Genomic DNA, 26964 nt, shown 5'->3' on the forward strand with positions numbered 1-26964 from the left:
CTAGCAGATCCTTCCCGTGACCTGGTGGCTCCACTCCAGAACCGCCATCGCGCTGTACATCTTGTTGTGGGCCTGCTCGAACGCGATGCTGGCGGGGCCGTCGAGGACTTCGGCGGCCACCTCCTCGCCCCGGTGCGCGGGCAGGTCGTGCAGGAACAGGGCGTTCGGGCTGTGCCGCCACAGCTGCGGCCGCACCTGGAACGGTGCGAACACCTCCCGCCAGTCCGGGTCGGGCTTGCTGGAGCCGGTGGTCTGCCACCGCGTGGTGTAGATCGCGTCCACGCCCACGGGCAGGTCGTCCATGTCGTGCCGTTCGGTGATCACCGCGCCGTACGCGGCGGCCTGCTTGCGGGCCCGGTCGAGCAGCTCGGCGGGCAGGCCGTAGCCCGGCGGGGTACGCAGTTCCAGCTCGAACCCGGGCACCCGGGTCAGGGCCAGCGCCAGCGCGGTGGCGGTGTTGTTGCCCTCGCCGACGTAGAGCAGCCGCAGCCCCTCGATCCGGCCGAAGCGCCGCATCAGCGTGGTGAGGTCGGTCAGCGCCTGGGTCGGGTGCTCCTGGGCGCTCATCGCGTTGATCACCGCCATGCGGTCCTGGCAGGCCCAGGCCCGCATCTCGGCCTCGTCGGCGGCCGTGCGCGCCACCAGGACGTCGAGCATCCCGGCGAACACCCGGCCGGTGTCCTCGCTGGTCTCCCCCGTGTTCAGCTGGAGGTCGCCGGGGCCGTACGACACCAGCCGCGCCCCGAGCCGCAGCGCCCCGGCGGAGAACGCGCTGCGGGTACGGGTCGAGGTCTTGGCGAAGTAGATCCCCGCCACCAGCCCGTCCAGGGGCTGGCCGTGGTCGCCCGCGGCCATCTGGACGCCCCTGGCCACGATCGCGGCCAGGTCCTCGTCGGTGAGATCCTCGATGGAGATCAGGTGCCGCACCGGGGGCTTCATCGCGGCACCTCGATCCACTCGTTGCTGCGTCCCATCGCGGTGTCCGACAGGAACTGCACGACCTCCTTGCCCGATTCACCGTTGGTGAGCACCACACCTCCCACTCCGGCGTGCAGCCGGCTGAAGACCATCGCGCGGTAGCCGGTCGGCTCGCCGCCGTGTCCGTACTCGATCTCGGTGCCGTTGTCGTCGACGATGCTGCCGAGCCCGTAGAAGCTGCCCGGGTGTTCGGTCAGCAGCTCGCGGGCGTCCTGCGGGCGCAGCACCTTCGCGGGACCGCCCAGGTAGGCGTCGCGGATCTCGCAGGCCACCCGCGCCAGGTCCGGCGCGGTGGACCACAGGCCCGCCGCGGCGGGGTCGAGCCGGGCCCGCCAGCCGCCCGGCACCGGGGTGCCGTGCTGGTCGTGGCCCAGCGCCACCGGCCGCCCGCAGGTGCGCGGGAAGTCCTGGTCGAAGCTGCTGCCGGTCATGCCCAGCGGCCGCAGCACCAGCTCGTCCATGAGCCGCGCGAACGGGGTCACGGTCACGTCCTCCATCAGCAGTTGCAGCACCGAGAAGTGGACGTTGGCCTTGCGGAACGCGCTGCCGGGCACCTGGTCCGGCACGACCGGCGGCGTGGTGATCGCGCCACTGCCGCGCAGCAGGTCCACCAGCGGCGGCACCGGGGTGCCCGGCTGGTAGCCGATGTTGCCGACCGGGGTCAGCCCGGACAGGTGGCTCAGCAGCTGCCGGGCCGTGATCACGACCCCGCCGGGCACCCGCCACGAGCGCAGGTGCTCGTTGACGTCGGTGTCCAGGGACACCAGGCCCTCGGCGGCCAGGCGCAGGAAGCCCAGCGCCGTGACGTGCTTGCTCACCGAGCCGACGTGGAACACCGTCTCGGGGGTGACCGGGTCGGTGCCGCCCGCGACGAGGGTGCCGTAGGCGCGGGCCTCGACCACCTCGCCGTCGCTGATCAGCACCACGCTGGCGCCGGGCACCTGGTGGCGGGCCATCACCGGCACCGGGCTGGGCACGGCCCGGCCGGTACGGCGGCGCAGCAGCCGCTGCGTGTCGTCGGCCAGCTCCCGCACCCGGGCCGCCGCGTGCGCGTCGGTTCGGTACGCCCAGGTCAGCCGCAGTGCGCCGCCGACCACCTCCGCCGCCACGTCGATCCGGTCCGGGGCCGGATCGGCCGGGCGGAGCACCCGGTCCAGCCGCCAGTCCACCGGCGTACGGTCGCCGGCGCCCCGGTAGGTCAGCCGCGCCACCGGGGCGTCGGCGGGGACCGCGTCGGGCGCCCAGCGGGCGGCCGCCTGGCCGAGCACCGCTGCCAGCGTCGCGTCCAGCCCGGACGGCGCCGCCAGCAGCAGCACCGCCGTGGCCTCCACGGACAGGGCCGTGGTCAGCCGCGTACGGCCGGGTTCGGCCGTGTCGGCGAACCGCTCGCTGCGCACCGCCGACGGCGCGGCCACCTCGATCAGGTGCTCCCGCCGCACGGCCGCGGGCTGCGCCGCCGGGACGGGCTGCCCGGCGAGCTGCCGGTACGCGGCGGCGAGTTCCGCCGCGACCACCGGCCAGTCGGCGTCGGAGATCGCATCGTCGGGAACGGCCAGCAGCAGCCTGGCCGACTCGTCGCGCCCGGCGCGCAGCAGCAGCGACCGCCGCTGCTCGGCCGGGTCGGCAGCCGGTTCGGCACCCCGGCCGCGGCCGAGCAGCCGTCCGACGACCCCGGCCAGGCCGCGCCGGGCCTGGGCCGCGACCTGCTGCACCGGCTCGGGCCGGGTGCAGCCGTGGCGGGCCACCACCGCGGCGACCGCGGCGTTGAGCAGGTCGGCGTCGACGTCGGCGGGCACCGACAGCTGCGCCACCTGGCGCGGACCGTCGGCGACCAGCACGGCGGTCGTCTCGGCCGCCTCGATCGCCTCCAGCGCGGCGATCTCCGGGGAGAGCACCGGCTCCGGGTCCGGCTCCGGCGCGGGGGTCTCGGCCACCGGCTCGGGATCGGGCAGCAGCGCCGCGACCTCCGCCAGGGTCAGGTCCTGGTACAGCATCCGCAGCGTCAGCGGCAGGCCGACCTGCCGGGCCGCCGCGATCACCTGGATGATCAGGATCGAGTGGCCGCCGAGAGCGAAGAACCGGTCGTGCAGACCGACCTGCGCCACGTTCAGCACCCGGGCCCAGATCTCGGCCAGCGCCTGCTCGTTGGCGGTCACCGGCGCGACGTACTCGTGCGTGGCGGCCGACTCCGGGCTGGGCAGGGCCTTGCGGTCCACCTTGCCGTTGGCGTTGAGCGGCATCTTCTCCAGCGGGATGAACACCGACGGGACCATGTAGTCCGGCAGCCGGGTCGCGCTGTGCGCGGCCAGGTCCGGCTGCGCGCCGTCGACCGGCACGTAGTACGCGACCAGGCGCTTGTCCCCCGGCGTCGCCTCGTGGGCGAAGACGAACACGTCGGCGACCTCGGGGTGCTCGGCCAGCACGGCCGAGATCTCGCCCAGCTCGATCCGGTACCCCCGGATCTTGATCTGGTCGTCGATGCGGCCGACGAAGTCGACGTCGCCCGACGGCAGCCACCGGGCCAGGTCGCCGGTGCGGTAGAGCCGCACCCCCGGCTGTCCGCCGAACGGGTCGGGCACGAACCGCGCCGCGGTCATCCCCGGCTGCCGGGCGTAGCCGCGGGTCACGCCGTAGCCGCCGACGTACAGCTCGCCGACGACGCCGACGGGCACCGGGCGCATCGCGGCGTCCAGCACGTACATCTTCATCTGCGGCAGCGGGTGGCCGATCGGCAGCACGTCGAAGTCCTGCGGGCCGTGCACCGGGTAGATGCAGGTGCCGACGGACGCCTCGGTCGGGCCGTACTCATTGATGATCTGCACGTCCGGGGCCAGCGCGGTCCAGCCGTCCAGGGTGCGGCGGGTGAACGCCTCACCGGCCACCACCAGCACCGGGGCCAGCGCCTGGGCCTGCTCGGCGGTCAGCTGCGCCGCGAGCACGTCCAGGTGGCCCGGGGTCAGCTTGATGAAGCTGAACGGGCCTGCCTCGGCCAGGCGCGCGCCCAGCTCCTCGATGCTCGCCTCGGCCGGCAGCAGCCACAGCCGCTGCCCGGTCACCAGCGGCGCCCAGAGGTTCGGCACCACCAGGTCGAAGGCGACCGAGGAGAAGAGCGGCGCGCCGCCCGTCCCCCGGCTGGCCAGCACCTCGGCCGCCCAGCGGACGTGGTTGGCCAGCCCGCCGTGGGTGACCTGCACGCCCTTGGGGCGGCCGGTCGAGCCGGAGGTGAAGATGACGTACGCGAGCTGGTCCAGGTCGATCGGGCGCGGGGTGAAGTCGGCCGGGCGGGCGGCGATCGCCGCCGTGTCGCGGTCGACCAGCACCAGTTCCAGGTCGCCGCCGAAGCGGTCCGCCGACGCGGTGTCGGTCAGCACCACCTTGGCACCGGCCGTGGCCAGCATGTACGCCACCCGCTCCGCCGGGTACGACGGGTCGATCGGCAGGTACGCGCCGCCCGCCTTCCACACCCCGAGGAAGCCCGCGACCAGGTCGACGCCGCGGTCCAGCAGGACGCCGACGGCGTCCTCCCGCCCGACGCCCAGCGCCCGCAGGTGGGCGGCGAACCGGTTGGCCCGCGCCTCCAGCTCGGCGTAGGTCGCGCCGGTGACCGCCTCGGCGTCCGGCCGCGCCGCCGCCTGGGCCTCGAACATCTCCAGCACCGAGGCGACGACCGGCGGCGCCGGGTAGTCGTTCCAGGTGGCCAGGACGTCGGCCAGCTCCGCCTGCGGCAGCAGGGTGACGGTGGCGTCGCCGGAGTCGTCGGCCGCCATCGCCTGGAGCACCAGCCGCAGCATGGCCGCCAGCCGGTCCGCGTTGGGCCGGGTCAGGGCCTTGGTGTTGGTACGGATCAGCAGGTGCCCCGGCTCGGTCGCGATCGACAGCGGGAACTCGTTGGTGCCCGCGCCGATGGTGGCGTCCGCCTCCACCTGGTCGCCCACGACCTCGTCGAAGTCGTGGTAGGTGAAGTAGACGTCGAGCAGCCGCTCGCCGCCGCCGTTGGCCGGCCGGATCGCCGGGGCCGGGTAGCGCCGGTGCGGGAACATCTCGACGTCGCGGGCGTGGACCAGCTGCACCAGCTCGCGCCAGGTGCGCGCCGAGCGGTCGTACCCGAACGGCAGGGTGTTCAGCGACATGCCGTAGACGCGCTCGGCGCCCAGCACCGCGGGCCGGCTGTTGGAGACCAGGCCGGTGTAGAACCGGGGCTCCTCGGTCAGCTGGCTCATCACCTTCAGGTGCGCGGCGTGCAGCAGGCTCTTGAACGACACCCGGTTGCGCGAGGCCATCGCGCGCAGCTCGTGCTCCAGGTCGAACAGCCGCACCCGCACCGTGTAGCTCTCCAGCGGCGACTTCGCGTCGCCCCAGCTCGGCGGCAGGGTGAACTTGGCGTGGCTGTCGATGAGCCCCTGCCAGTACTGCTGGTCCTGCGGCGAGGCCAGGGCCTGCACCTCACCGGCGACGAAGTCGGCGAACCGGACCTCGGGCAGCTCCGGCAGCACCGCCGCGCCGTCGCGGCGCAGCTGCCGGTACGCGTCCAGGATCTCCAGCAGCAGCCCGTGCAGGCTCCAGCCCTCCAGGATCACGTGGCAGACGGTCAGCCCGAGCCGCCAGTGCGTGTCGCTCTCCAGGTGCGCGTGCACCCGCAGCAGCGGCGCCGCCGTGACGTCGAACGGGATGCGGTACTCCTGCTGCGCGAACTCGCGCAGCGCCGCGTCCCGGTCGGCCTCCGGCAGGTGCCGCAGGTCCTGCACGGCCACCGGCACGGTGACCGTGGCGTTCACGAGCTGGAGCGGCACCGCGGTGCTGGTCAGGTCGACCGAGGTGCGGACCACCTCGTGCCGGCCCGCGACCAGCTGCACCGCCGCCCGCAGGGCGTCGCCGTCCAGCGGCTCGGTGTCCGGGATCCGGTACGACGCCACGTTGTGGTAGTTGCGCGTCTCGTTCTCGGCCATCAGCTCGACCAGCATGCCGAGCTGCACCTGCGACAGCGGGTACGCGTCGGTCAGGCCCTCGGGCAGGCGCTGCCGGTCCTCCGGCGACACCAGCGCGAACGGCTCGACGAGGGTGTCGTCCTCGACCGGGCCGGTGCGCTCGGTCAGCGCCGCGCACAGCGCCTCGACGGTCTGCAACTGCATCACGTCGCGGACCGTGGCCGCGAAACCCGCCGCCCGCAGCGCGCCGACCAGCGCGATCGCGCGGATCGAGTGGCCGCCGACGTCGAAGAAGCTGTCGCGGACCCCGACGCGCGGCAGCCCGAGCACCTGCGCCCAGATGAGGCAGAGCTGCTCCTCCATGGGCGTACGCGGGGCGAGGTAGTCGCGCTCGGTGGTGAGCATGCCCTGCTCCGGGTGGGGCAGCGCCTTGCGGTCCAGCTTGCCGCTGTTGTTGAGCGGCATTGCCGCCAGCGGGACGAAGACGCTCGGGATCATGTACTCCGGCAGGCTGCGGGCCAGCATGCGCCGCAGTTCGGCGGGCTTGGGCACCTCCTCGCCGGACGGGACCGCGTAGGCGACCAGGCGCTTGTCCCCGGCGGTGTCCTCGCGGACGACCACGACCGCTTCCTTGACGCCGGGCAGCCCCGACAGGACCGCCTGGATCTCGCCCAGCTCGATCCGGTAGCCGCGGATCTTCACCTGGTCGTCGATGCGGCCGAAGAAGTCGATCGTCCCGTCCGGCATGCGGCGGGCCAGGTCACCGGTGCGGTAGAGCCTGGTGCCGGTGCCCGTCGGGTCCGGGATGAACCGCTCGGCGGTCAGGCTCGGGCGGTTGAGGTAGCCGCGGGCGACAGCCGCGCCGCCGAGGTGCATCTCGCCCGAGACGCCGACCGGGACGTCGTACCCGTTGGCGTCGAGGATGTGGACGGCCACGTCGGCCAGGGGGTGGCCGAGGCGGCTGCCCGAGGCCGGGTTGAGGTCGTACTCGGTGAGGGTGTGGAAGGTGTCGTAGACGGTGCCCTCGGTGGGGCCGTACATGTTGATCAGAGCAGGCGACGTGAGGCCCTTGCGGTCCACCCAGGGGCGCAGCTCCGCGCCTTCGAGCTTCTCACCGGCGAGGATGACGGCGCGCAGGTTCAGCGTGTCGATCCGGGGGTCGGCGGTGGCCGCGAGGGCGACCAGGCCGCGGAACGCCGACGGGGTCTGGCACAGCACCGACACCCGCTGCGAGACCAGCAGGTCCAGCAGGTCCTCCGGCGACCGGGCCACGTCCTGCGCCACGACCACCAGGCGGCCGCCCGACAGCAGGCAGCCCATCCACTCCCACACCGACACGTCGAACGCGTAGCTGTGGAACAGCGCCCACACGTCGTCGCCGTCGAAGTGGTAGTGCCGCTCGGCGGAGGCGAACAGCCGCACCACGTTCGCGTGCGACAGGCTCACGCCCTTGGGCTTGCCGGTGGAGCCGGAGGTGTAGATGACGTAGACGAGGTTGTCCGGGGTGGACACCACGGCCGGGTCGTGTGCCGGCTCGGCGTCCAGGGCGTCGTCGACCAGCACCAGCTTGCCGGTGTACCCGTCGAACAGGTGGGCGTGCACGCGCTGGGTGACCACGATCGCCGCGCGGGCGTCGTCGAGCATGAACCCGATCCGCTCGGCGGGCTGCGAGGTGTCCAGCGGCAGGTACGCCGCACCCGACTTGAGCACGCCCAGCAGCGCCGGGATCAGCTCGGCGCCCCGGTCCAGGCACACCCCGACCAGGGTCTCGGGCTCGGCGCCCAGGCCCCGCAGGTGGTGCGCCAGCCGGTTGGCCTTGGCGTTGAGCTCGGCGTAGGTCAGCGACGTGTCCTCGAACCCGACCGCGACCGCGTCCGGCGCCGCCGCGACCCGGGCCTGGAACAGCTCCACCACCGTGGTGTCGGCGGGGAACACCTCCGGCCGGGCCCGGCGGGCCACCTCGCGGCGCTCGGCCTCGGGCACGTGCACCGGGCGGGCGTCGCCGTCCACGTCGGCCGCGATCGAGGCGAGCACCAGGCGGTACATCGCCGCGACCCGGTCCAGGCTCGTGGGGCTGAGCAGGCCGGTATCGGTGGACAGGGTGAACGCGCCGTCGCGGGCGATCACCTCCAGGCCGAACTCGGTCGAGCCCTCCCCCATCCGGGCCTGCACCTGGCCGCCGCCTTCACTGTTCGAGGCGGTCCGGGAGAAGTCCTGGTAGTTGAAGAAGACCTCGATCAGGTTGCGGCCGGTCGCCTGCTGGATCGCGGGCAGCGGGTAGCGGCGGTGCGGCCACAGCTCGATCTCGCGCTCGAAGACGGCCGTGATCAGCTCGCGCCAGGTGCGGGCGGACCGGTCGTGGGCGAACGGCAGCGTGTTGAGGTACATGCCGTGCACCCGCTCGGCGCCGGGCAGCTCGGGCCGGGCGTCGGCGACCAGGCCGGTGAAGAACGCCTGCTCGTCGGTGAGCTGGCTCATCACCTTCAGGTGGGCCGCGTGCAGCACGGCCTTGAAGGACGCCTGGGCGGCGGTGGCCGCCGCGCGCAGGCTCGGCTCCAGGTCGCGGTAGTCGACCGTGGCGTGCAGCGGCTCGCGGGCCGCGTCGCGGTCCTGCCAGCCGCCCGGCAGCGCGAACCGGGCGTGCCCGGCGACGATGCCGTTCCAGTAGTCGCGGTCCCCGGCCGAGGCCAGGGACTCCAGCTCGCCGGCGATGAAGTCGGCGTAGCGGACCGCCGGGGCCGCCTCGGCCGCCGGGGCCGCCTCGGCCGCCGGGGCCGTGCCGTCGCGCAGGGCGTCGAACGCGGCCAGCAGCTCGGCCAGCAGCGTGTTGATGCTCCAGCCCTCGGTGATGGCGTGGCACATGGTGAACGTCAGCCACCACGCGTCGTCGCTCTCGACGTGGGCGGCGACCCGCAGCAGCGGGGCCGCCTCCAGCTCGAAGGCGGTGGCGCGCTCGGCGCCCAGGAACGCCTCCAGCACGTCGACCTGCTCGGGGGCGGACAGACTCCGCCCGTCGACCACGGTCACCGGCGCGGTGACGTCGGCGTGCACGAGCTGCACCGGCACGCTGTACCCGGTGACCGCGAACGAGGTGCGCAGCACCTCGTGCCGCGACACCACGTGCGCGACCGCGGCCCGGAACGCGTCGGCGTCGAACCGGCGCCCGTCGCGGACCCGGTGCGACAGCACGCTGTGGTAGGTGCCGTCGCCGTCCCCGGCCGCCAGTTCGGCGATCATGCCGAGCTGGATCTGCGACATCGGGTAGGCGTCGGTGACCCCGGCCGGGACCAGTGCCCGGTCGGTGTCGGACAGCAGCGCGAACGGCGCCGTCACGGCGTGGACGGCCGTGTCGGAGACGCCCAGCGACCGGGCCAGCCCGGCCACGGTGCGCACCGCGAACACGTCGCGCACCGAGGTGGTGAAGCCCGCGTTGCGCAGCGCGCCGACCAGGACCACGGCCCGCATCGAGTCGCCGCCCAGGTCGAAGAAGCTGTCCTCGACGCCGGGGGCGTCGATGCCGAGCACGTCGCCCCAGATGCGGGCCAGCCGCTCCTCCAGCTCGGTGCGCGGCGCGACGTACTCCACGGCGGTGTAGGCGTCGGCGTCAGGTGCGGGCAGCAGGCGGCGGTCCAGCTTGCCGTTGGGGCTCAGCGGCAGCGCCGCCAGGCGGACGTACGCGGTGGGCACCATCAGCTCGGGCAGTACCTCGCTCAGCTGCTCGCGCAGCTGCGCCGGGGTCGGTTCGGCACCGGCCTGCGGCACGACGTAGCCGACCAGGCTGCGGCGGCCGCGCTCGTCGGTGTGCACCGTGGTGGCCGCGTCGGCGACCCCGGTGCAGGCGCGCAGCGCCACCTCGATCTCGCCCAGCTCGATCCGGACGCCGTGCAGCTTGATCTGGGTGTCGATGCGGCCGTGGAAGTCCAGCGTGCCGTCGGCGCGCCAGCTCGCGGCGTCGCCGGTGCGGTACACCCGGCCGCCGGCCGGGTCGAACGGGTCGGGCACGAACTTCGCCGCGGTCAGCGACGGCGCCCCGTGGTAGCCGCGCGACAGCGCGACGCCCGCGATGTAGAGCTCGCCGGGTGCCCCGACCGGCAGCGGCTGCATGTACTGGTCGAGCACGTACAGCTGCACGTTCGGGTACGGCGTGCCGATCGGCACCCGGTCCACCGCGGCCAGGCCGTCCTGGGTGCAGTCCCAGGTGCTGACCTCGATCGCGGCCTCGGCCGGGCCGTACGCGTTGACCAGCTCGCACCAGGGCAGCAGCGCCCGGAACCGGCGCGCGGTGTCGATCGGCAGCTCCTCGCCGATCGCCTCGACCAGCTCCAGGCTGAAGCAGCGCTCCAGCCCCTCGGACAGCAGCACGGCCAGCATCGACGGCACCGAGTAGAACATGGTGACGTCCTCGGCGATGATCAGGTCGCGCAGGTACGCCGGGTCGCGGTGGCCGCCGGGCTGCGCCACGACCAGCCGGGCGCCGACGCACAGCGTGCCGTACACCTCGCCGACGGCCAGGTCGAAGCCGATCTCGCCCTTGAGCAGCACGGTCGAGGCCGAGTCCAGCCGGAACGCCTCACGCCCGGCCACCACGGCCCGGTTGAGCAGCGCCAGGTGGGTGTTCAGCGTCCCCTTCGGGCGGCCGGTCGAACCCGACGTGTAGATCACGTATGCGACGTGGTCGAGTTCGGACACCGACACCGGGTTGGTGTCGGGCTGGTCGGCCCAGACCTCCGGCTCGTCCAGCACGACGACCCGGGCGTCGGTCTCCGGCAGTGACGCCACCAGCTCCCGCTGCGTGAGCAGGATCGGGGTGGCCGCGTCCTCGATCATGAAGCGCAGCCGCTCGGCCGGGTACTCCGGCTCGATCGGGACGTACGCCCCGCCCGCCTTCGCGATCGCGATGACGGCCATGACCTGCTCGATCGAGCGGCCGGCGCAGACGCCGACCATCACGTCCGGGCCGACCCCGAGCGCGCGCAGGTGGTGCGCGAGCCGGTTGGCGCGGGCGTTGAACTCGGCGTAGGTGAGCTCCACGCCCTCGCTGGTGATCGCGACGGCGGTCGGCGCCTGCTCCACGCGCGCCTCGAACACCTGGTAGGCGGTCTTCGGCAGCTTCGACAGGTCGGTCACCCGGCCGGTCCCGGCGCGCACGATCTGCTCGCGCTCGCCCTCGGGCAGGTACGTGGCACGGGCGTCGCCCGCCCCACCGGCCGCCATCGACGCCAGCACCGCGCGGTACATGCCGGCCAGCCGGTCGGCGTCGGCCGGGGTCAGCACGGCGGTGGTCAGCACGACGTGGCCGCCCGCGGTGCTCACCGACAGGGCGAACTCGGTCGCGCCGCCGCCGACGCTGTCACGCACGTCGATCGGGCCCTGCTCGACCTGGCGGAACTCCTGGTAGTTGAAGGTCACGTCCAGGCGCAGGCCGCCGCCCGCGGCGCGGACGATGGCGGGCAGCGGGTGCCGCCGGTGCGGCCACAGCTCGTTCTCCCGGTCGAAGACCTGCTTGACCAGGTCGTGCCAGGTCGCGGCGCCGCGGTCGTACGCGAAGGGCAGGGTGTTGATGTACATGCCCCGCACCCGGTCGGCGCCGAGCACCTCGGGGCGCGCGTCGCAGACCAGGCCGGTGCTGAACACCGGCTCGGTGGTGAGCTGGCTGAGCACCTTCAGGTGCGCGGCGTGCAGCACCGCCTTCAGCGAGACCTGCGCCGTGGCGGCCAGGGCCCGCAGCTGCGGCTCCAGGTCGTGGTAGGCGGCGCGGACCTTCACCGGCCGCGCGCCCGCCCGGCCGGACCAGCCCGCGGGCAGCGTGAACGACGGGTACCCGCCGGTCACGTCGGCCCAGTACCGCTGGTCGGCCGGGTCGGCCAGGGACTGCTGCTCGGCGGCGACGAAGTCCGCGAAGCGGACCTCGGGCAGCTCCGCACCGGTCGCGACCGTGCCGTCGCGGTGCGCGCGGTACGTGTCGACCAGCTCGGCCAGCAGCGAGTTGAAGTCCCAGCCGCCGACCACGAGGTGGCTGACGGTCAGGGTGAGCCACCACGCGTCCGGGCCGTCCTGGTGGGCGGCGACCCGCAGCAGCGGCGGGGCGTGCTCGATCGCGAACGGGCGGGTCCGCTCGGCGGCCAGGTAGCCGTCGTGCGCGTCGGCGGTGTCGAAGACCGACACCTCGGCGTCGGCCCCGGCGTGCACCAGTTGCAGCGGCACGGAGTAGCCGCTGAGCGCGAACGTGGTGCGCAGCGTCTCGTGCCGGGCCACCAGCTCGGCGACGGCCGAGCGCAGCGCCGCGGCGGCGAAGCCGCTGTCGCTGATCCGGAACGCCGACACGATGTGGTACGCCTGGTCGCCGGTGTTCTGCGCGACCACGGCCATGCCCTGCTGCGCCTGCGTCACCGGGTAGGCGTCGACGACGTCGGCGGGCAGCAGCGCCCGGTCGGCGTCGCCGACCAGCGCGTACGGCGCGACCGGGGTGAACCCGGGCGCGGCCGCCGGGCCGCCGACCAGCGCGGCGATGCGGGCCACGGTCTGGTGCACGAACACGTCGCGCACCGAGACGTCGAACCCGGCGGCGCGCACGGCGCCGACGAGCGCGACGGCCCGCAGCGAGTCGCCGCCGATCTCGAAGAAGCTGTCCTCGGCGCCGACGCGCGGCAGCCCGAGCACCTGCGCCCAGACCTGGGCCAGGGCCTCCTGCACCGGGCCGGCCGGGGCGGTGTACTCCCGGTCGGCGGTGAGCATGCCCTGCTCCGGGTGGGGCAGCGCCTTGCGGTCGAGCTTGCCGCTGTTGTTGAGCGGCAGCGCCGCCAGCGGGACGAAGACCGTTGGGATCATGTACTCCGGCAGGCTGCGCGCCAGCAGCTTGCGCACCTCGGCGGCCTTGGGCACCTCGGCACCGGACGGCACCGCGTAGGCCACCAGGCGCTTGTCGCCCGCGACGTCCTCGCGGACCACGACCACGGCCTCCTTGATGCCGGGCAGGCCCGACAGGACGGCCTGGATCTCGCCCAGCTCGATCCGGTAGCCGCGGATCTTCACCTGGTCGTCGATGCGGCCGAAGAAGTCGATCGTCCCGTCCGGCATGCGGCGGGCCAGGTCACCGGTGCGGTAGAGCCTGGTGCCGGTGCCCGTCGGGTCCGGGATGAACCGCTCGGCGGTCAGGCTCGGGCGGTTGAGGTAGCCGCGGGCGACAGCCGCGCCGCCGAGGTGCATCTCGCCCGAGACGCCGACCGGGACGTCGTACCCGTTGGCGTCGAGGATGTGGACGGCCACGTCGGCCAGGGGGTGGCCGAGGCGGCTGCCCGAGGCCGGGTTGAGGTCGTACTCGGTGAGGGTGTGGAAGGTGTCGTAGACGGTGCCCTCGGTGGGGCCGTACATGTTGATCAGAGCAGGCGACGTGAGGCCCTTGCGGTCCACCCAGGGGCGCAGCTCCGCGCCTTCGAGCTTCTCACCGGCGAGGATGACGGCGCGCAGGTTCAGCGTGTCGATCCGGGGGTCGGCGGTGGCCGCGAGGGCGACCAGGCCGCGGAACGCCGACGGGGTCTGGCACAGCACCGACACCCGCTGCGAGACCAGCAGGTCCAGCAGGTCCTCCGGCGACCGGGCCACGTCCTGCGCCACGACCACCAGGCGGCCGCCCGACAGCAGGCAGCCCATCCACTCCCACACCGACACGTCGAACGCGTAGCTGTGGAACAGCGCCCACACGTCGTCGCCGTTGAAGTGGTAGTGCCGCTCCGAGGAGGCGAACAGCCGCACCACGTTCGCGTGCGACAGGCTCACGCCCTTCGGCTTGCCGGTGGAGCCGGAGGTGTAGATGACGTAGACGAGGTTGCCGGGCTCGGCGACCGGGTCCGGGGCGGACTCCGGCAGGTCGGCCTCGAAGGCGCGGTCGGCCAGCACCAGCTCGCCGTCGAAGTCGACCCAGCGCTCGGCGTGCGCCGAGGTGGTGACGACCACCCGGGCCCCGGCGTCGGCGACCATGAAGGCCAGGCGCTCGGTCGGCTGGGACAGGTCCAGCGGCAGGTATGCCGCGCCCGCCTTGAGCACGCCGAGCAGGGCCGGGATCAGCTCCGGGCCGCGCTCCAGCGATACGCCGACCAGCGACTCCGCCCCGGCGCCCTTGGCGCGCAGCAGGTGCGCCAGCCGGTTGGCCTTGGCGTCGAGCTGCGCGTACGTCAGCTCGACGCCGCCGCTGACCACCGCGACCGCGTCCGGTGCCGCCGCCACCCGGGCCGCGAACAGCTCCACCACCGTGGTGTCGGCGGGGAACTCCTCCGGCCGGGCCCAGCGGGCCAGCTCGCGGCGCTCGGCCTCGGGCAGGTAGACGGCCTGGGCGTCGCCGTCGGGGTCGGCCGCCATGGCGGCGAGCACGGCCTCGTACATCAGCGACAGGCGGTTCATGTGCTGGCGGTTGAGGACGCCGGTGTGGCTGCTCAGGCCGAGGTAGCCGCCCATCGTGGTGACGGACAGGTCGAACTCGGTCGGGCTGTCGCCGATGGTGCCGTCGGCGTCGACCTGCTCGCCGTCCAGGACGTGGAAGTCCAGGTAGGTGAAGATGCAGTCGATCAGCCGCTCGCCGCCGGCCTCGCGCTGCACCTCGGGCAGCGGGAAGCTGCGGTGCGACCACAGCTCGGCCTCCCGGGCGAAGACGTCCTGGACGAGCCGGCGCCAGGTACGGGCGCCGCGCCGGTAGCCGATCGGCAGCGTGTTGAGGTGCATGCCGTAGACACGGTCGGCGCCGAGGACCTCGGGCCGGGCGTCGCAGACCAGGCCGGTGGAGAAGGTGTCGGCCTCGGTGAGCTGGCTGAGCACCTTCAGGTGCGCGGCCAGGAACACGGCCTTGACCGAGACCCGGGCCTGGGTGGCCAGGGCGCGCAGCCCGTCCTCGAACCGGGCCAGTGAGACGCCGCCGCGGATCGCCTCGCGGGCGACGCCCGCGTCCTGCCAGCCCTGGGGCATGGCGTGGCGCGGGAAGTCGGCGACCACGCCGCGCCAGTAGGCCCGGTGCTCGGCCGAGGCGAGCGAGGCCAGCTCGGCGGCGATGAAGTCGGCGTAGCGGACCGGCGCGGGCTCCGGCTCGACCGGCTCGGTGCCCGCGCGCAGGGCGCGGTAGCAGTCGAGCAGCTCGACCAGCATGGAGTGGTAGCTCCAGCCCTCGGTGACGGTGTGCGACTGGGTGAAGGTGACCCGGTAGGCCTCGTCCGACAGCAGGTGCACCGCGAACCGCAGCAGCGGCGCCGTGGCCAGGTCGAACAGGACGCCGCGCTCGCCGGTCAGGTACTGCCGGACCGCGGCGCGCTGCGCCTCGGCGTCCAGGCCGCGCAGGTCGTGCACGGTCACCGGGATCTCGGCGGTGGCGTACACGAGCTGGAGCGGCACCGAGTAGGCGGTGAGCTCCATCGCGGTGCGCAGGATCTCGTGCCGGGCGGCGACGCGCTGGGCGGCGGCGTGGAAGTGCGGGGCGGAGAACGGCTGGTCGTCGGCGATCCGGAACGAGGTGACGTTGTGGTAGGCGTTGCCGCCGTCCCCGGCCAGCATCTCGACGAGCATGCCGACCTGCGCCTGCGCCATCGGGTACGCGTCGGCGACGCCCTCGGGCAGCGCGGCCCGGTCGGCGGCGCTGATCAGCTCGAACGGCGCGACGGCGGCGAACACCTCGACCGGCGCGGTGCGTCCGCCGAGCAGTTCGGCCAGCTCGGCGACGGTCTGGTGCTCGAACACGTCGCGCACGGCGACGTCGAAGCCCGCCGCGCGGGCGGCGCCGACGAGCGCGACCGCGCGGATCGAGTCGCCGCCCAGCTCGAAGAAGCTGTCGTGCACGCCGACCCGGTCGACGCCGAGCACGTCGCGCCACACCCCGGCCAGCCGCAGCTCGCCGTCGGTGCGGGGGGCGACGAACTCGCGGTCCGAGCGCAGCGAGTCGCGCTCGGGTGCGGGCAGGGCGCGGCGGTCCAGCTTGCCGTTGACGGTCATCGGGATCTTCTCGATCGCGACGAACGCCGCCGGGACCATGTACGGCGGGACGTGCGCGCCGACGTGGGCGGCCAGTTCGGCCGCGCCGGGGGTGGTGTCGGCGGCGGTGTAGTACGCGACCAGCCGCTTGTCGCCGGGGGCGTCCTCGCGGACGATCACGACGGCGTCGCGGACGCCCTCGTGGGCGCGCAGCGCGGCCTGGATCTCGCCGAGCTCGATCCGGTAGCCACGGATCTTGACCTGGTCGTCGATGCGGCCCAGGAATTCGAGGCTGCCGTCGGGCATGCGCCGGGCCAGGTCGCCGGAGCGGTAGAGGCGCGAGCCGGCCGGGCCGTACGGGTCGGGCACGAACTTCTGCGCGGTCAGCTCGGGCCGGTTGAGGTAGCCGCGGGCCACGCCGGGGCCGCCGACGTAGATCTCGCCCGCGACGCCGATCGGGACCAGGTGGCCGCGCTGGTCGAGCAGGTGCACGGTCAGGTCGGCCAGCGGGTAGCCGACCGGGTTGCCGCCGCTGAGGATGTCGGCGGGCCGCACCTCGTAGAAGGTCGTGTGCACCGTGGTCTCGGTGATGCCGTACATGTTGAGCAGGCGCGGGGCGGCGAAGCCGAGGCGGTCGGTCCACGGCTGGAGCTCGGCGAACTCCAGCTTCTCGCCCGCGAACACGACCGCGCGCAGGCGCAGCGCGTCGATGCGGGGGTCACCGTCGCGGGCCAGCCCGACCAGGCCGCGGAAGGCCGAGGGGGTCTGGTTGAGGACGGTGACGCCGCGCTCGGTCAGCAGGTCGAGGAACTCCTCCGGGGCGCGGGTGACCTCGCGCGGGACGACGACCAGGCGGCCGCCGTACAGCAGCGAGCCCCACAGCTCCCACACCGAGACGTCGAAGGCGTAGCTGTGGAACAGCGGCCACACGTCGTCGGGTCCGAAGTGGTAGTGCTCCTCGGCGATGCGCAGCAGCCGCAGCACGTTGGCGTGGGTCAGGCTGACGCCCTTGGGGCGGCCGGTGGAGCCGGAGGTGTAGATGACGTAGATCAGGTTGTCGGAGGTGGACCGCACCTCGGGGTCGTGCGACGGCTGGTCGTCGAAGGACGTCTCGTCGACGAGCACGAGCGTCCCGGCGTACCCGTCGAACAGGTGGGCGTGGGCGCGCTGGGTGACCACGACCGGGGCGGCCGCGTCGGTGAGCATGAAGCCGAGGCGGTCGGCGGGCTGCGCCGAGTCCAGCGGCAGGTAGGCCGCGCCGGACTTGAGCACGCCCAGCAGCGCGGGCACCAGTTCGGCGCCGCGGTCCAGGCACACCCCGACCAGGGTCTCCGGCTGGGCGCCGAGGGACCGCAGGTGGTGGGCCAGGCGGTTGGCCTTGGCGTTGAGCTGGGCGTACGTCAGGGACGTGTCCTCGAACTCGACCGCGACCGCGTCCGGGGCGGCCGCGACGCGGGCCTGGAACACCTCGTGCACGCACGGGTCGGCGGACACGCCGCGCTCGGGGTGCGAGTGCTCGGCGAGCACGATCCCGTCGACGGTGGGCAGGTAGACGGCCTGCGCGTCGCCGTCGGGGTCCTCGACCATCGCCTCCAGGACCGCGCGGTACATCGCGGCCAGGCGCCTGGCGTTGTCCCGACTGACGTGCCGACTGTTGCAGGTGAGCATGAACGCGCCCGCGCGGCTGGACACGGTCAGCGGGAACTCGGTCGGGCTGTCGTCGATGCTGGCCTGGTAGTCGACCAGGTCGGTGTCGACCTGGTTGAAGTCCTGGTAGTTGAAGTAGACGCCGATGAGCTTGTCGCCACCGGCCTCGCGCTGCACCGCGGGCAGCGGGAACCGCCGGTGCGGCCACAGCGCGACCTCGCGGGCGAACACGTCGGCGACGAGGTCGCGCCAGGTGCGGGCGGTGCGGTCGAAGCCGAACGGCAGCGTGTTGAGGTACATGCCGTAGACGCGGTCGGCGCCGAGGATCTCCGGGCGCGCGTCGCAGACCAGGCCCGCCGAGAACGACTCGGCCTCGGTGAGCTGGCTGAGCACCTTCAGGTGCGCGGCGAGCATCACGGACTTGAACGAGACCTTGGTCCGGGCCGCGAAGGCGCGCAGCTCGTGGTCGAGGTCGTGGTAGGGCGCGGCGAGGACGTACATCTCGCGCGGGGCGTCGGGTCCGTCGCCCCAGCCGGTCGGCACGTCGAAGCGGGGGTATCCGGAGACGGTGTCCCGCCAGTAGCCGCGGCTGTCCTCGGACTTCAGGGCCTCCAGTTCGGCGGCGATGAAGTCGGCGTAGCGGACCGGCGGCCGCTCCCGGTCGGCGGGCTCGCCGCCGCCGTTGTACGCCCGGTAGCACTCCAGCAGCTCCATCAGCAGCGAGTGCAGGCTCCAGCCTTCGAGGATGGCGTGGCACTCGGTGACCGACAGCCACCAGGCGCCGCCGTCGACCTGGTGCCCGTGCACCCGGAACAGGGTGGGCCGGGCCAGGTCGAACAGGGTCGCCCGCTCGGCGGCGGCGTGGGCGCGCAGGGCGGCCTCGGCCCCGGCGGCGTCCAGGCCGCGCAGGTCGGTGCCGCCGCTGGCCATGACGGCGTGGTCGTACACGAGCTGGAGCGGCTGGGAGAACGAGATCAGGTCGAAGCCGGTGCGCAGGACGTCGTGCCGGGCGACCACGGTCGCGGCGGCGCGGGCCAGGGCGTCGGCGGAGAACGGCTGCTCGTCGAGGATCCGGAACGAGGTGACGTTGTGGTAGTTGTGCTGGCCGTCGCCGGTCAGCATCTCCACGATCATGCCGGCCTGGACCTGCGACAGCGGGTACGCGTCGACGACCCCGGCGGGCAGCTTGCCCCGGTCGAGTTCGGAGATGAGCGTGAACGGCGCGACCACCGGGACCGGCTCGGCCGGGGCCGGGCGGCCGGTGACCAGCTCGGCCAGGGCGGCGACGGTGCGGTGCTCGAACACGTCGCGCACGGCGACGTCGAACGACTCGGCGCGCAGGGCGCCGACCAGGGCGACGGCGCGGATCGAGTCGCCGCCGAGGTCGAAGAAGCCGTCCTCGACGCCGACCCGCTCGACCTTGAGGACACGCTGCCAGACGGCGGCGATGCGCTCCTCGGCCGGGGTGCGCGGGGCGACGTACTCGGTGCCCGCGGTGGCGGCGGCGCGGTCGGGTGAGGGCAGCGCCTTGCGGTCGAGCTTGCCGTTGGCGGTCAGCGGGATGCGGGACACGGCCGCGTACGCGGTCGGGACCATGTAGTCGGGCAGGGTCCGGCCCAGCTGGGTGCGGATCTGGGTGGGCGAGGGCAGCTCGCCGCCGTCGGGGACGACGTAGCCGACCAGGCGCTTGTCGCCGGGGACGTCCTCGCGGACGATCACGACGGCCTCGCGCACGCCGGGCACGGCGGCCAGCGCCGCCTGGATCTCGCCCAGCTCGATGCGGTAGCCGCGGATCTTGACCTGGTCGTCGATGCGGCCCAGGAACTCCAGGCTGCCGTCGGCCAGGCGCCGGGCCAGGTCGCCGGAGCGGTACAGGCGGCTTCCGGCCGGGCCGTACGGGTCGGGCACGAACCGCTGGGCGGTCAGCTCCGGCCGGTGCAGGTAGCCGCGGGCCACGCCGGGGCCGCCGACGTGGATCTCGCCCGCGACGCCGACCGGGACCGGGCGGCCGTACGGGTCGAGCAGGTACACGGCCAGGTCGTCCAGCGGGCCGCCGACCGGGGACACCCCGGGCACGGCCATGTCCTGCGCGGTGATCGGCCGGAACGTGGTGTGCACCGTGGTCTCGGTGATGCCGTACATGTTGACCAGCACCGGGCGGTCCAGCCCGACCCGGTCGGTCCACGGCAGCAGGTCGCCCAGTTCCAGCTTCTCGCCGCCGAACACGACGGCGCGCAGGGCGAGCCGGTCGACGCGCGGGTCGCCGTCGGCGGCGGCGGTGACCAGGCCGCGGAACGCCGACGGGGTCTGGTTGAGCACGGTCACCCGCTCGGCCACGAGCAGGTCGAGGAACTCCTCCGGGGAGCGGGCGACGTCGAAGGGCACGACGACCAGGCGGCCGCCGTACAGCAGCGGGCCCCACAGCTCCCAGACGGAGAAGTCGAACGCGTACGAGTGGAACAGGGTCCACACGTCGTCGGCGCCGAACCGGAACTCCGGCAGCCGATCGGTGACCGTGAACAGCCGGTGCACGTTGGCGTGGGTCAGCTCGCAGCCCTTGGGCTTGCCGGTCGACCCGGAGGTGTAGATGACGTAGATCAGGTCGTCGGCGGTGGCGGTCGGCGCCGGGTTGGTGTCCGGCTGGGCCGCCAGCAGCACGGTGTCGGTGTCGAGCAGCACGGTGTGGCCGGTGAAGCCGCCGAGCAGCCCGGCGCGGGCGGTGTCGGTGACGACGTGCGCCGTGCGGGCGTCTTCGAGCAGGAACGCGAGCCGGTCGGCGGGCACGGACGGGTCCAGCGGCAGGTAGGCCGCACCGGACTTGAGCACGCCGAGCAGCGCCGGGACCAGCCGCGGGTCGCGGTCGAGGCAGACGCCGACCAGGGTGCCGGGGCCGGCGCCGAGGCCGCGCAGGTGGTGGGCCAGCCGGTTGGCCTCGGCGTTGAGCTGGGCGTAGGTCAGCGACTCGGTGCCGCAGGTGACCGCGACGGCGTCCGGGGTGGCGGCGACGCGCTGCTCGAACAGCTCGTGCAGGGTGCGGTGCGCGGCCGGGTCGGCCGCGCGCAGCGGGCCGGTGGTGACCAGCGCGGTCTCGTCGGCGCCGAGCACCTCCAGGGTGCTGATCCGGGCCTCGGGGTCGGTGACCGCGTGGCGCAGCAGGCGCACCAGGTTGCCCGCGATCCGCTCGATCGTGGCGGCGTCGAACAGCGCGGTGGCGTACTCGAACCGGCCGGCCAGGCCGCCGTCGAGGCGGTCCTCCAGGTGCAGGGTCAGGTCGACCTTGGACACCTGGAACCCGGCGGCGACCGGCTCGATCCCGATCGGGCCGCCGGCGGTGCCGGTGCGCTGCTCGTGCATGGTGAAGACGGTCTGGTAGAGCGGGGTTCGCGACATGTCGCGGTCGGGCTGGAGTTCGTCGACCAGCCGCGCGAACGGGGTGTCCTGGTGGTCGAAGGCGTCCAGCACGGTGCCGCGGACCTGGTCGAGCAGCGCCGCGAAGGCGGGGTCGGCGGACAGGTCGGCGCGCATGACCAGGCTGTTGATGCCGTACCCGATCATCTGCTGGAGTTCGGGGCGGCCGCGGCCGGACACGACCGTGCCCACCGCGACGTCGCCCGCGCCGGTGTAGCGGGCCAGCAGCGCCTGGTAGGCGGCGAGCACCGTGACGAAGACGGTGGTGTCGGCCGCGGCGGCGAGCTTGCGCACCCCGGCGGCGACGTCGGCGGGCAGCACGATCGGGACCGAGCCGCCGCGCCAGTCGCGGCGGGCCGGGCGGGGCCGGTCGGTGGGCAGCTCCAGCGGGCTGAGGTCGGCCAGCCGGTGCCGCCAGTAGCCGAGCTGCCGCTCCAGGTGCTCGCCGGACAGCTGGGTGCGCTGCCAGGCGGCGAAGTCGGCGTACTGCACCTGCGGCGCGGCCGGGGCGTCGCCTGCGTACAGGGCGCCCAGCTCGCGGACGAACACCTCGGTGGACCAGGCGTCGCAGGCGATGTGGTGGAAGACGGTGACCAGGATGCGCTCGTCGGCGGCCAGGCGGATCAGGCGGCCGCGGACCGGCCACTGCCGCTCCAGGTCGAACCCGGTCAGCGCCTCCTCGTCGACCAGCGCCGCGACCTGCGCGTCGCGCTTCTTCTTCGCCACCTTGGTCAGGTCGGTGACGGGCAGGTCGAGCGGGCGGGCGGCGTCGACGACCTGCACCGGGTCGCCGTCGGCCAGCTCGTAGCGGGTGCGCAGGATCTCGTGCCGGGCGAGCACCGCCTGCCAGGCCGCCGCGAGGGCGGCCTCGTCGACGGCGCCGGTGAGCCGGAGCACCACGGGCACCAGGTATTCGCCGCTGTCGGGCTCCAGCCGGTTGAGGAACCACATCTGCTGCTGGCCGAAGGACAGCGGCAGCGGCCGGGTGCGGTCGGCGGCGGGGATGCGCGTGCGGCGGGTGCCGGACTGGCCCGACAGGCGGCGGCGGATCAGCTCCTCGCGGGACTGCGCGCGGTCTGCGGTGCTGGTCATGCCTGGTGCTCCTTAGCGGACGTGGAAGAGGTGAGCAGGGCGGACTCCTCTGCCCAGATGCGGTCCTCGATCGCCTCGGCCAGGCCGGCGACGGTGGGCCGCTCGAAGATGAGCCGGATCGACAGGTCGAGGTCGAACTCCTCCTGCAGGCGCGACACCAGCCGCACGGCGAGGATGGAGTGGCCGCCCAGGGCGAAGAAGTTCTGGCGTACGCCGACGGCGGGGGTGCCGAGCAGCTCGCTCCAGATCGCGGCGATGCGTTCCTGGGCCAGGGTGCTGGGCGCCTCGAACTGCTCGGCCGCGAACGCGGTGAACGGGTCGGGCAGCGCCCCCCGGTCGACCTTGCCGTTGGCGTTGAGCGGCAGCTCGTCCAGCGCCACGAACACGCTGGGGATCATGTATTCGGGCAGGTGGACGGCGCAGTGCGCGGCCAGGTCGGCGGTGTCGCCGACCACGTACGCGGCTAGCTGCTTCTCGCCGTTGGGGCGCTGGGCCACCACCACGGCACAGGTGCGCACGCCGGGGTGGGTCTCCAGCACCGCCCGGATCTCGCCGAGCTCGATGCGGTAGCCGCGGATCTTGACCTGGTCGTCGATGCGGCCGAGGAACTCCACCGCCCCGTCGGCCAGGCGCCGGGCCAGGTCGCCGGTGCGGTAGAGGCGGCTGCCGGCCGGGCCGTACGGGTCGGGCAGGAAGCGCTCGGCGGTCAGGTCGGGGCGGTGGGCGTAGCCGCGGGCCACGCCGGTGCCGCCGACGTACAGCTCGCCGACCACGCCGGGCGGCAGCAGCCGCATGCCCGCGTCGAGCACGTGCATGGCCATGTTGGGCAGCGGGTAGCCGATCGGGACCACCTCGACGTCCTGCGCGGCGTGCACCGGGTAGATGCAGGTGCCGACGGACGCCTCGGTCGGGCCGTACTCGTTGACGAGGCGGCCGGGGCCGAGCAGGTGCTGCCAGCGGGTCGCCAGGGTGCCGGGCAGGGCCTCGCCCGCCACCACGATGATCGGCGCCAGGGCCGCGGCCTGGGCGTCGTCGAGTTGGTGGCCGAGCAGTTCCAGGTGACCGGGGGTCAGCTTGATGAAGCTGTACGGCCCGGCCTCGGCCAGCAGCTTGCCGAGCTGGGTGGCGTCGGCGTCGGGCGGCAGCATCCGCACCGCCTGCCCGGTGACCAGCGGCCCCCACAGGTTCGGCACGACCAGGTCGAACGCGTACGACGAGAACAGCGGCGCCCCGTGCTCGCCCTGCGACGCCAGCTCCTCGGCGGCCCACACGACGTGGTTGGCCAGGCCCCGGTGGGTGACCATGACGCCCTTGGGGGTGCCGGTCGAACCGGAGGTGAAGATGACGTACGCCAGCTCCTCGGGATCGGTGGCGCGGCCGGGCCGCTGCGCCGGCGACGCCGCGATCATGAGCGCATGCGTGTCGACCAGCAGCGACGGGACCTCGAACCGGTCGGCGTAGGACGCCTGGGTGACGACCATGGTCGCCCCGGCGGTGGCGAGCATCTGCGCGACGCGCTCGGCCGGGTAGGACGGGTCGACCGGCAGGTAGGCCGCGCCCGCCTTCCATACGCCCAGCATCGCGGCGGGCAGCCGGGTGCCGCGCTCCAGCAGCACCGCGACCACCGAGCCCCGGTCGACGCCGAGGGCGCGCAGCTGGTGGGCGATCTGGTTGGCGCGGGCGTCGAGCTCGGCGTAGCAGACGGTGCCGGTCTCGGTGGCGACCGCGACCCGGTCGGGGTGGGTGGCGGCCTGGGCCTCGAACAGGTCCAGCACGGAGGCGCCGGTGCGCGGGGCGAAGCTGTCGTTGTACGACACCAGCAGCCGCTCCCGCTCGCCCTCGGTGAGCAGGTCCAGCCCGCCCAGCGGCGCGGCCGGGTCGGCGGCGGCCAGCTCCAGCAGCCGGACGAACCGGTCCGCCAGCGCCTGCACGGTCGCCTCGTCGAAGAGCGAGGTGGCGTACTCGAACGCGGCGTCGAGGCTGCCGTCCTCGCGGCGCCACATGAACAGGGTCAGGTCGGTCTTGGCCACGCCCCAGGCGCGCTGGAACGCCTCCATCGCGACCGCGTCCCGGGCCACGACGCTGGTCCCGCCCTCGTCCTGGAGGTCGAAGGCGACCTGGTAGAGCGGGGTGCGCGACAGGTCGCGCACGGGCACCAGCTCGTCGACGACCCGCTCGAACGGCACGCTCTGGTGCGCGAACGCGGTGGTGCAGACCTCGCGGGCGCGGGCGACCGCCTCGGTGAAGCCCATGTCCGGGCGCAGGTCGCAGCGCAGCACCAGCGAGTTCAGGAAGAACCCGGCGACGTGCTCGACCTCCGGGCGCAGCCGCCCGGCGACGGGGGTGCCCACCGGCAGGTCCCACTGCCCGGCCTGGCGGGCCAGCACGGCGGCGAACCCGGCGAGCAGGGTCATGAACGGGGTGGCGCCGGCGGCGCGGCCCAGTTCGGTGACGGCGGCGGCCAGCGGGGCGGGCAGGTTGACCCGCACGCCGCTGCCGCGGCTGTCGCGCTCGGCCGGGCGGGGCCGGTCCAGCGGCAGGTCCAGCGGGGTCAGCCCGTCCAGGTTCTGCCGCCAGAAGGCGAGGTCGGCGGCGAGGGCGGCGTCGGTGAACTCGGCGCGCTGCCAGGCGGCGTAGTCGGCGTACTGGACGGGCAGGGCGGGCAGGGCGGCCGGGCGGTCCTGGGCCAGGGCGGCGCACAGCTCGCGCAGGTCGCGCTCCAGCACCACGGTGGTCCAGCCGTCGGAGGCGATGTGGTGGACGGTGGCCAGCAGCACGTGGTCGGCACCGGGCACCCGCACCAGCATCGCCCGCCACAGCGGGCCCTGCGCGAGGTCGAAGCCGCGCTGGAACTGCTCGGCGAACAGCTGCGGCAGCTCCGTCTCGGTGGCGTCGGCGATACGCAGCTCGACGTCGCCCGCCTCGGCGATCACCTGGGTCGGCTGTCCGCCGACGGTGGCGTAGCGGGTGCGCAGCGCCTCGTGGCGCTGTTCGAGCTGCCGCAGCGCCTGGCGGACCAGCTGCGGGGAGTAGATCGCGGGCAGGCGCAGGAACAGCGGCGACACCCACTCGGGGCTGCCGGGGTGCATCTGGTCCAGGAACCACAGCCGGTGCTGGCCGAACGACAGCGGCAGCGCGGCGGCGCGGTCGGCCGGCACCAGGGCACGGACCTGCTCGCCGGCGGACTCGTCCAGCAGCCGGGCCTGGGACTCCACGGTGACGGCGCGGAACAGCCTCCGCAGCGCGATGCGGCCGTCGGCGTGGGTGTTGAGGCGGTTGGCCAGCCGGGTCAGCACCAGGGAGGAGCCGCCGAGCTCGAAGAAGTCGTCGTGCAGGCCGACGGTCGGCACGCCCAGCAGGTCCTGCCAGGCCTGGGCGACGGCCTGCTCGGAGGCGGTGCGCGGGGCGACGTACTCGCGGCGGGTGGGCTCGTCGATGGGCGGCAGCGCCTTGCGGTCGACCTTGCCGCTGGGGGTCAGCGGCAGCGTCTCCAGGAACCGCAGCGTGGTCGGGACGAGCGCGTCGGGCAGCCGCGCCGACAGCCACTCGCGCAGGCCGGAGCTGTCCAGCTCGGTGCGCTTGACCACGTACGCGGCCAGCCGCTTGGTGCCGCTGGCGTCGGTGTACGCGGTGACCGTGGCCGAGCGGACCCCGGTGTGCCCGGCCAGCGCCGCCTCGATCTCGGCGGGCTCGATCCGGACACCGTTGATCTTCACCTGGTCGTCGCCGCGGCCCAGGTATTCCAGCACCCCGTCGGCGCGCCAGCGCACCTGGTCACCGGTGCGGTAGAGGCGCTGCCCGGCCGGGCCGTACGGGTCGGGGACGAAGCGCTCGGCGGTCGCGTCGGGGCGGCCGAGGTAGCCGCGGCCCACGCCGACGCCGCCGACGTGCAGCTCACCGGCCATGCCGACGGGCACGGGGAAGCCCTCGTCGTCGAGCACCAGCAGGCGCATGCCCTCGATCGGGCGGCCGATCGGCACCGGCCCGGCGGTCAGCGCCGGGTCCACCTCGTACGCGCTGACGTCGATGGAGCACTCGGTCGGGCCGTAGGTGTTCCACACGGCGCGGTCGCGCCCGCCGCGCAGCCGCGCGGCCAGCTCGCCGTGCAGCGGCTCGCCCGCGGAGAAGACCAGGCGCAGGCTGTCGCAGGCGGCCCAGCCGGGTTCGTCGGCGACCAGGCGCAGCACCGACGGCACGCCCTGGAGCACGGTGACGCCGTGCTCGGCGACGGCGGCGACCATCTGCGCGGGGTCGCGCTCGGCGCCGATCGGGGCCAGCACGACGGTGCCGCCGCTGGACAGCGGGCCGAAGAACTCCCACCCGGCGGCGTCGAAGCTGATCGACGTCTTCTGGAGCACCCGGTCGGCGGGCCCGAGCCCGTGGCGGGTGATGGTCCAGGCGACGCGGTTGGCGATACCGGCGTGGGTGATCACGACGCCTTTGGGGCGCCCGGTCGAGCCGGAGGTGTAGATGGCGTACGCCGGGGCGTCCGGGGCGACGGCGGCGCGGGGGTCGGTGTCCGGCAGGCCGTCGAGCAGGCCCGGCCGGTCCAGCCGGATCACCTCGGCGGCGCCGGTGCCGCCCTCGATGCCGCCGGAGGTGAGCAGCACCCGGGCGGCGGTGTCGGTCAGGATCCAGTCGCGCCGCTCGGCGGGGTGCGACGGGTCCAGCGGCACGTACGCGCCACCGGCCCGCCACACCCCGAGCAGCGCCGTGACGAGGTCGAAGCCTCGCTCCAGGCATACCCCCACCAGGCTCTCGGGGCCGACGCCCCGGCCGGCGAGCAGGTGGGCCAGCTGGTTGGCCCGGCGGTCCAGTTCCCCGTAGGACAGGGTGCGCGGGCCGTCGACGACCGCGATGGCCTCCGGGGTCGTCGCGGCCTGGCGCGCGACGAGGTGGTGCAGCAGCGAAGGCAGGTCGTCGCGGGTCGGGTCGACCGGCGCTGCCGTCATGGCGTCCATCGCGT

At 74.1% G+C, this 26964-nt stretch carries 3 protein-coding genes; all 3 read right to left on the bottom strand.

The annotated features are described in order from the left end of the window. Genes Cs7R123_RS30675 through Cs7R123_RS30685 form a run of 3 tightly spaced genes read right to left on the bottom strand, consistent with a single transcriptional unit; the run spans nt 1 to nt 26959 of the window. Nucleotides 1-939, bottom strand: coding sequence for an ornithine carbamoyltransferase (locus tag Cs7R123_RS30675; protein ID WP_212831600.1), 939 nt, complete (start codon nt 937-939; stop codon nt 1-3). Next, complete coding sequence (locus Cs7R123_RS30680) at nt 936-21998, bottom strand: non-ribosomal peptide synthetase (RefSeq protein ID WP_212831609.1); 21063 nt, start codon at nt 21996-21998, stop codon at nt 936-938. Before Cs7R123_RS30680 ends, Cs7R123_RS30675 begins: the two co-directional genes overlap by 4 nt. Then, nucleotides 21995-26959 (bottom strand): non-ribosomal peptide synthetase, encoded by a 4965-nt coding sequence (locus Cs7R123_RS30685; RefSeq protein ID WP_244872245.1) that lies wholly within the window; start codon nt 26957-26959, stop codon nt 21995-21997. The genes Cs7R123_RS30680 and Cs7R123_RS30685 overlap by 4 nt, the downstream gene beginning before the upstream one ends. Nucleotides 26960-26964: the final 5 nt, after the last annotated feature.

The organism is Catellatospora sp. TT07R-123 (assembly GCF_018327705.1).
Taxonomy (GTDB): domain Bacteria; phylum Actinomycetota; class Actinomycetes; order Mycobacteriales; family Micromonosporaceae; genus Catellatospora.